This is a genomic window from Streptomyces sp. NPDC054813, assembly GCF_053611365.1.
This window is the reverse complement of sequence record NZ_JBSHAF010000009.1, coordinates 245,323-253,345: the sequence shown is the minus strand read 5'-3', so window position 1 is coordinate 253,345 and position 8,023 is coordinate 245,323. Positions and strand designations below refer to the sequence as shown.

Below are 8,023 nucleotides of genomic sequence, written 5' to 3'. Positions count from 1 at the left end.
CGCCCGCGGGGGCGCCCCCGTGGGGCGTGGGGGGGGCCGGCCCCCTCAACCCCGTTTCCCCCCGGGGCCAACCCCCGGGGGGGGGGGGGGGGGCCCCCCCCCCCCCCCCCCCCCGTCCGATCGTCTCGGCGTGCTTGCCTAGTCCGTCGCGATCGCGTTCAGAACGTTCATCCTGCCTGCCCGGAACGCCGGGATGAGCGCCGCGAACAGTCCCACGAAGGCCGAGCCGACGAAGACCGTGCCGATGGTCGGCCAGGGGATGTCCAGGACCTTCAGCCCCTCCAGGGCGAGCAGCTTCTGGGCGGTGGCTCCCCAGCCCATGCCGAGGCCGAGGCCGAGCAGGGCGCCGAAGAGAGCGATGACCACCGACTCCAGGCGGATCATACGGCGCAGCTGGCGGCGGGAGAGACCGATGGCCCGCATCAGGCCGATCTCCCGGGTCCGCTCCACTACCGACAGGGCCAGGGTGTTCACCACGCCCAGGACCGCCACGATGATCGCCAGCGCCAGCAGGCCGTAGATCATGTTCAGCAGCTGGCCGATCTGGTCCTTGAGCGCCTTCTTGTAGTCGGTCTGGTCGCGGACCTTGTACTGCGGGTACTCGTGCAGGGCCGATTTCAGCGCCTTGTACGCGGCGGCCTGCTGCCCGTCCTTGGCGGTGGCGAAGACCAGCCGGTCGAGCGGCCTCTTGTCGGCCGGCACGTACTTGTCGAGCGTGGCGATGGAGGTGTACTTGGCGCCCTGGTCGATCACGTCGTCGCTGCTGGTGATCGCGCGGACCGTCAGGTGGGCGATGGAGCCGTTCTTGAAGGCGACCGTGACCTTCGAGCCGAGATGGATGCCGTGGGCCTTCGCGAACTTCTCGTGGACGGACATCGAGTCGGGCAGGTAGGCGTCCTTGAGGTCGCCGGCCACGGTCTTCTTGCGCAGATCGCTCGCGTAGGAGGGGTCGGCCGCGGTGATGTCGGTGTCCTTGAGCGTCTGGCCGTCGGGGGTCGTGTAGTCGGCGACGGTCGTCTTGTACTCGGTGATCCGCGCCAGACCGGGCGTGGCCTTGATGACCTGCACCGCCTGCGGGGTGATGAGCACTTGGTCCTTGTCGCTCTGGATGATGAAGTCCGTACCCACGGTCTTGTCGAGTTGGTCGGTGGCGGAGGCCACCATGGAGGAGCCGACCACCGACAGACAGGCGACCAGCGCGAGGCCGATCATCAGGGCCGCGCCGGTGGCGCCGGTGCGGCGCGGGTTGCGCAGGGCGTTGCGCTCGGCCATCCGTCCGACGGGGCCGAAGACCCGTAGCAGTACGGCACTGAGCACCCGCACCAGGCCGCCGGCCAGCAGGGGGCCGATGACGACGAAACCGATCAGGGTGAGCACGATGCCCAGGCCCAGCCATGAGGAGCCGTCCTTGGCCTTGTCGGCGGTGGCGGCGGCGTACAGGCCCATGCCACCGGCGCCGGTGAGAACGGCGCCGACCAGGGCCCGTATCCACCCGGACTTGGCGTCGGACGGGGCGCCCGCGTCGCGCAGCGCGGCCATCGGGGAGACCTTGCCGGCACGCCGGGCGGGCAGGTAGGCGGCCAGGACAGTGACCACGACACCGAGGAGCAGACCGATCACCGGGGTCGTCCAGGCGACCGTCAGATCGTCCGTCGACAGATGCATGCCCATATTGCCCATGAGCTTCATCAGGCCGACCGCGATACCGACGCCCGCGCCGACGCCGAGCACGGACCCGACCACACCCAGCAGCAGCGCCTCGGCCAGCACCGAGCGGTTGACCTGCTTGCGGGAGGAGCCGATGGCCCGCATCAGGCCGATCTCCCGGGTGCGCTGGGCGACCAGCATGGAGAAGGTATTGATGATCAGGAAGATGCCGACGAGGAACGCGATCCCGGCGAAGCCGAGCATCGCGTACTTCATGACGTTCAGGAAGCTCTCGACCTGCTTCTGGTTGGCGTCGGCGACCTCCTTGGCGGTCTGCACCTTGTAGCTGCCGCCGAGTTCGGCCATGACGTTCTTCTTCAGCCCGTCGTCGGTCACGCCCTTGGCCGCCGTGACGTTGACGTTGGTGTAGACGCCGGTCTGGCCGACGAGCGTCCGCTGCGCGGTGCGGGTGTCGAGGTAGAAGATCGCCGCGCCGGGGTTGGTGACGGTGAAGTCGGCGATGCCGGAGATCCGCGCGGTGTGCGTGCCGACCGCGCTGATCACACCGATCTCGTCACCCAGCTTCAGGTGGTGCTTGTCGGCGGTGTCGGCATCCACCATGACCTGGCCGGAGTTCTTCGGCGCCGTACCGGAGCCGATCTTCATGGTGCGGGCGTCGTTGGAGTTCCAGCTGCCGACGATGGTGGGCGCGCCGCTGGACGGCGACAGGCTGTCCTTCTTCGCGTCGACGACGGTCACGGACGTCGAGAAGACCGTCCCCTCGGCCGCCTTGACGCCGTCCGCCGCACGGACCTTGCTGACCACCGAGGCCGGCATGACCGCCGGCTTGCCGTTGTCGGAGGTCGTCTCGCCGGTGTCGGAGGCGCCCTTGGCGCTGACCGTCACATCGGACGAGGTCGCCGCGAACAGCTTGTCGAACGTCGTGTTCATCGTGTCGGTGAACACCAGCGTGCCGCACACGAACGCCACCGACAGCAGCACGGCGACGGCCGACAGGGCCATGCGTCCCTTGTGCGCGAAGAAGTTGCGCATCGAGGTCTTCATGACGGTCATGACGTACGCCCCCGCGCGTCGAAGTCCTTCATGCGGTCCAGGACGGTGTCCGCGGTCGGCTTGAACATCTCGTCCACGATCCGGCCGTCGGCGAGGTAGAGCACACGGTCCGCGTAGGAGGCGGCCACCGGGTCGTGCGTGACCATCACGATCGTCTGCCCCAGGTCGTCGACGGAGCTGCGCAGGAAGCCGAGGACCTCCGCGCCCGCGCGGGAGTCGAGGTTTCCGGTCGGCTCGTCCCCGAAGATGATCTCGGGGCGCGCGGCGAGGGCGCGCGCCACGGCCACGCGCTGCTGCTGACCGCCCGAGAGCTGCGTGGGACGGTGCTTGAGCCGGTCCGCGAGCCCCACGGTGTCGACCACGCGCCCCAGCCACTCCCTGTCGGGCTTGCGCCCGGCGATGTCCATGGGGAGCGTGATGTTCTCCAGCGCGTTCAGCGTCGGCAACAGGTTGAACGCCTGGAAGATGAACCCGATCCGGTCCCGGCGCAGCTTCGTGAGCTTCTTGTCCTTCAGGCCGGTGATCTCGGTCTCGTCCAGGTAGATCTGACCGCTCGTCACGGTGTCGAGTCCGGCGAGGCAGTGCATCAGGGTGGACTTGCCGGACCCCGAGGGGCCCATGATCGCGGTGAACTGACCCCGCGAGATGTCCACGTCGACGTGGTCGAGAGCGACGACACGGGTCTCTCCGGACCCGTACGCCTTGACGACCTGCCGCGCCCGCGCGGCAACGGCCGTACGCCCTCCAGTACCCCCGTGCCTGGGAATGGTCACAGCCGATGTCACGGTATGTCTCCTAAGTCGGTCAGCGAACGGACGGCTTTGTGCCGCGTCCTGCTGCGAAGCGTTTGGTACGACGATGAGTCTCGCGGTGCGCGGGGTTGCTCCGCGCTGGTGCGAAGCCCCGTCTTTCCCGGGGGAAAACCCCACCCCCGCCGGTTCGGTCAACCGCCCCCCGGCGGCATAAAGCCAGGTTAAGGACGACAGGGGTGCCGTCTCCTCCTCCGGCGGTACGAACCCTCCCCGAGCCGTAGTACGGAGAACCCCCTAGGGGAAGTCCACCGCCGGGTGGAGTCCTTCTCCGGGTCCGGCTCCACCCCCCTGCGCGGTCAGCCTCCTCCCTCTCCTCGCGTGAGGGTCAAGTGGATGCGCACTCCCGCCAGGTCGGGGCGGATGGGAAGCTGTCGCACGCGACATAGATGCAAGGGGAACGTATGGGGAGGGGATCCGGCGTGGAGAACACGAAAACCCGCGATACGCGCGGCCGGGCGCGATGCCGGGACGGGCCGGCGGGGGGCCGTGGTGGCCGCCCTGATGCTCGCGATGGCACTGGCGGCGCTCGACTCCACCGTCGTCTCCCCCGGCGCCGCCTGGTAGCCGACGCTGCTCATGCTCGTGCTGGGCGGCGCGCTCGGCCTGTTCCAACTGCCGCTGATCGTCGGCGTGCAGTCGACGGTGGGCTGGGAGGAGCGGGGCACGACGACCGCGTCGGCGCTCTTCTGCCGGCAGACCGGACAGACGATCGGAGCCTCGGTGTTCGGCGCGATCGCCAACGGGGTGCTCGCGGCCCGCCTGGGCGGCGCCGGCGACCTCGACTCCGTCACGCGCGCGCTGGACGACGGAACCGCCCCCGAGTCCACCCGCCACGCGATCGCGGACGCGGTCCACGCGGTGTACCTCGCAGCGGCATGCGCTGCCGCACTGGCGTTCCTCGTCCTGCTGTTCGTGGCACCGCGACGCTTCCCGGTCCTCACGGACTGACACCTGACCCTGCGTCGACACGGTCCCCGAGAACCGACTCCCACCCCCCGGTTAACGCGGGTAACACCCGAGGTCAGACACCCTCTCGGCCAGTAAGCGCATACCGGCCGGCCAGTTGGCGAAAAACACCGCGAGCCTCGGCTACTTGCGAGTAGGGTGCGTGACCCCGCTCCCTCCTCTCCCTGCGGTCCGCCGCCACGGACCCGAGCCACGCAAGGAGCACCGGGATGTCCCAGGACCCTTCCCCGCGCGATCCGTCGTACCTCACCTACCCCTGGCAGCCACTGCCGCCGGAGCCGCCGGCACCCCGTCATGTGCCGCACCGGGAGCCGGTCGGCCACCACAGCGACCTGCGGCTGCTGCGCGGCGCCTATCGCCTCCAGCGGCGCACCGCCACCCTCACCGCGCTCGGCTACTTCACCCTGTTCCTGGTGCTGTCCGCGTTCGCCCCGCGCGTGATGACGAGCACGGTCGCCGACGGCGTACCCGCCGGCCTGCTCCTCGCCCTTCTCCAACTGCCCGTCACCTGGCTGGCGATCGCCCTGTACGAGCACACCGCGCGCCGCCACGTCGACCCGCTCGCCGACCGCATCCGCAGAACGGCGGAACTGGACGCCAGGCGAGGAGCCGTGCGGTGACCGGCTTCAGCGACTCCGCGCAGTCCATGTCCCTGGTCGCCTTCACCGCCGTCGCCACCCTCACCCTCCTGCTGTGCGTGCTGACCGGCCCGGACCGCGACGACCTCGACGCGTTCTACACCGGCTACGGCTCCCTCTCCCCGCTGCGCAACGGCCTCGCCATCGCCGGCGACTACATCTCCGCGGCCACCGTCCTCGGCACCGGCGGCGTGATCGCCCTGTGCGGCTACGACGGTGTCGTCCTCGCCCTCAGCACCGCACTGTCACTGATGCTGCTGATGTTCCTGCTGGCCGAACCGCTGCGCAACGCGGGCCGGTTCACCATGGGCGACGCGCTGGCCCGCCGGATGCCCGGCCGGTGCGTGCGGATCACGGCCTGCGCGGTGACCATCGCCGCCCTGCTGCCGCTGATGCTGGTCCAGCTCGCCGGCGCCGGCCAGCTGATGGCGTTCATCCTCGGCTTCTCCGACGAGTCCGTGCAGACCTGCTGCGTCATCGGCCTCGGCGCGCTGATGATCAGCTACGCGGCCATCGGCGGCATGAAGGGCACCGCCCTCATCCAGATCCTGAAGATCGTGATGCTGCTCGGTTCCGGCACCGTGGTCGCCCTGCTGGTCCTGCACCGCTTCGACTGGGACCCCGGCGCCCTGCTCGCCGCGGCGGCCCGGGGCAGCGGCGCCGGAACCGCCTACCTGCACTCCGGCCTGCAGTTCGCCGCAGGGCCCAACCCCCGCCTGGACATGATCAGTTCGGAGCTGACCATCGTCCTCGGCGGCGCCTGCCTGCCGCACATCACCATGCGCATGTACACCGCCGCCGGCGCCCGCCAGGTCCGCCGCTCCATGTCCTGGGCCGTGTCGAGCGTCGCCCTGTTCGTCCTGATCATCAGCGTCATCGGCTTCGGCGCCACCGCCCTGGTCGGCCGCACCGCCATCACCGCCGCCGACCCGCAGGGCAACACCGCCTACCTGCTGGGCTCGCGCGCGGCGTTCGGAACCGACGTGTCGACGGCGGGGACCCTGCTCTTCACCACCGTCACCACGGCGATCTTCCTCACCCTGCTCGCCTCCGTCGCCGGCATGATCCTCGCCTGCGCCAACTCCCTCGCCCACGACGTCCTCGCGACCCGCGCCGAGGAGACACCGGCCCGGCGCGAGATGAAACTCGCCCGCGTCTGCGCGCTCGCCATAGGAGTCCCCACGATCCTGCTGGCGACCCTGGTCCAGCACCACAGCCTGCAGCCCCTGGCCACCCTCTCCTTCTGCCTGGGCGCCTCCGCCCTCGCCCCCGCCCTGGTCTACGGCCTCTTCTGGCGCCGCTACACCCGCACCGGCCTGATGTGCACTCTCCTCGGCGGCACCCTCACCGTGCTCCTCCTGATGCCGGGCACGAACCTGGTCTCCGGCTCGCCGGGCGCGGCCTTCCCGCACGCCGACTTCAACTGGTTCCCCTTCACCACCACCGGCATCGTCTCCATCCCGGCCGGCTTCCTCCTGGGATGGCTGGGGACGATCGCCTCCGGCCGGCGCGGGGCGGCGGAACAGCGCCGGCAGTACGAGGCGGTGGAGGGCTGGATCCTCGCGGGCGCCGGGCGCCGGGGGGCTTGAGCGGAGCGGAGGTGGCGGGCTGGGGGCGCGAGGGCGGGGAGCAGGGCGCTATTCGGCCGTCGCACGCCCCGTCAGGGACATGAGGCTGTCACGCATGTGGTCCATGTGCGCCTGTACGTCGTCCCAGGTCTCCCCGTGCTCACGCAGCACCCGCTCGGTCTCCCGCGCGATGCGCTCCTCCCGGACCCGCGCCTCCGCGAGAATCTCGTCGGCACGCACCCGTGCCGCCTCCTGGGAACGGTGCTGCCACTCCTCCGCGTCGCCCAGGGCGCGCTTCGCCTCGGACAGGGCGGCCTCCGCACGGGCGATGCGGTCGGCCATCTCCGCATCGGCCTCGGCGGCGCGCGCGGCCTCCTCGTCCTCCGCCTCGATCCAGCGTTCGGCGTGCTCCTTGGCCTGCTCGGCAAGCATCCCGGTGGTGCGCTGCCGCAGCTCGCGCAAGGCCGCGAGGGCCTCGCCGCGCGCCTCCTTCACCTCCAGCCGGGCGCCGATACGGATCTCCTCGGCCTCGGCCTGCGCGGCGAGCAGCAGTTGGCGGGCGCGTTCCTCGGTGGCCGCGCGGAGCGCGTCCGCCTCCTCACGCGCCGCACAGCGCTCGTTCTCGGCGCTCGCCTCTGCCTGCACTACCCCGTCGGTCAGAGCGCGCCGGGCGTTGTCGCGCAGCGCCGTCGCCTCGTCCACCACGAGCCGGAAAATACGCTGCGCGCGGTCCCCCAGCGTCTCGTAGGTCTGGGGCGGCAGCTGCTCGACGACGGCACGCAGGTGTGCGGACTCCGCCTCCATGTCCTTGGCGAGCACGGTGAGCCGCGCGGCACGCTCCCACGCCGCGTCCCGGTCCTGCGAGAGTGCCGCCAGGAACGTGTCGACCTGTTCGGGGCGGTAACCACGCCCGCGGACGGTCACGAAGTCGTACGGCGGCATCGATGCGCTGCTCACCCTGGAACCCCTCTCCGCCGGACCCGCACGAAATGATGATTTCGCGCACATCTTGATGGATAGGGCGTAAGTGTTCATAACGCGACACTCCGCAGACATGTCACGGCCGGAGCTCCGCGCATCGCATCCGGGCCCGCGAGAGCACCAGGAGGCGTGAACTCTCAGCCGCGCGCCCCCCGTGGTACCGGCTCGGCACCACCTCCCCGGCCCGGTCCCGGGCAGAGGCGTGCACGCACGCGTGGGGGGGGGGGGCGGGCCCCCCCCCCGCCCCCCCCCCCCCCCCCGGCGCCCCCCCCGCGCGCCCCCCCCGCCGCCCCCCACTGTGCCCGCGAAACCCACCACCCCCGCGCACGCGGCGCGC

Annotated in this window: 5 protein-coding genes and 1 pseudogene; 3 read left to right on the top strand and 3 right to left on the bottom strand. The window is 70.9% G+C overall.

Going from position 1 to position 8,023, the window contains the following annotated elements; translation table 11 throughout:
* Window positions 1-138 precede the first annotated feature (138 nt).
* Both ACWGJB_RS20465 and ACWGJB_RS20460 read right to left on the bottom strand, forming a co-directional pair.
* Window positions 139-2,721: an ABC transporter permease gene (locus tag ACWGJB_RS20465; protein WP_453381550.1), complete on the bottom strand. Its 2,583-nt coding sequence runs from the start codon at window positions 2,719-2,721 to the stop codon at window positions 139-141.
* Window positions 2,718-3,506 carry an ABC transporter ATP-binding protein gene (locus tag ACWGJB_RS20460; protein ID WP_360489974.1) on the bottom strand — a complete coding sequence of 263 codons (789 nt, stop codon included), beginning with the start codon at window positions 3,504-3,506 and terminating at the stop codon, window positions 2,718-2,720. The genes ACWGJB_RS20465 and ACWGJB_RS20460 overlap by 4 nt, the downstream gene beginning before the upstream one ends.
* A gap of 573 nt (window positions 3,507-4,079) precedes the next feature.
* On the opposite strand from ACWGJB_RS20460, the pseudogene ACWGJB_RS20455 reads away from it, so the two are divergent.
* From ACWGJB_RS20455 to ACWGJB_RS20445, 3 genes and pseudogenes are all read left to right on the top strand, one after another.
* A pseudogene (locus ACWGJB_RS20455) lies at window positions 4,080-4,481 on the top strand (MFS transporter); the annotation flags it as partial.
* A gap of 227 nt (window positions 4,482-4,708) precedes the next feature.
* Window positions 4,709-5,119, top strand: a complete 411-nt coding sequence (locus ACWGJB_RS20450) for a DUF485 domain-containing protein (RefSeq protein ID WP_453381549.1) — start codon at window positions 4,709-4,711, stop codon at window positions 5,117-5,119.
* Window positions 5,116-6,726: a sodium/solute symporter gene (locus ACWGJB_RS20445; RefSeq protein WP_453381548.1), complete on the top strand. Its 1,611-nt coding sequence runs from the start codon at window positions 5,116-5,118 to the stop codon at window positions 6,724-6,726. The genes ACWGJB_RS20450 and ACWGJB_RS20445 overlap by 4 nt, the downstream gene beginning before the upstream one ends.
* Window positions 6,727-6,774: 48 nt before the next feature.
* Here the strand turns inward: ACWGJB_RS20445 and ACWGJB_RS20440 are convergent, their stop codons facing one another.
* A complete protein-coding gene (locus tag ACWGJB_RS20440; protein ID WP_453381547.1) occupies window positions 6,775-7,662 on the bottom strand; it encodes a cellulose-binding protein in 888 nt (295 codons plus the stop codon).
* Window positions 7,663-8,023 lie beyond the last annotated feature (361 nt).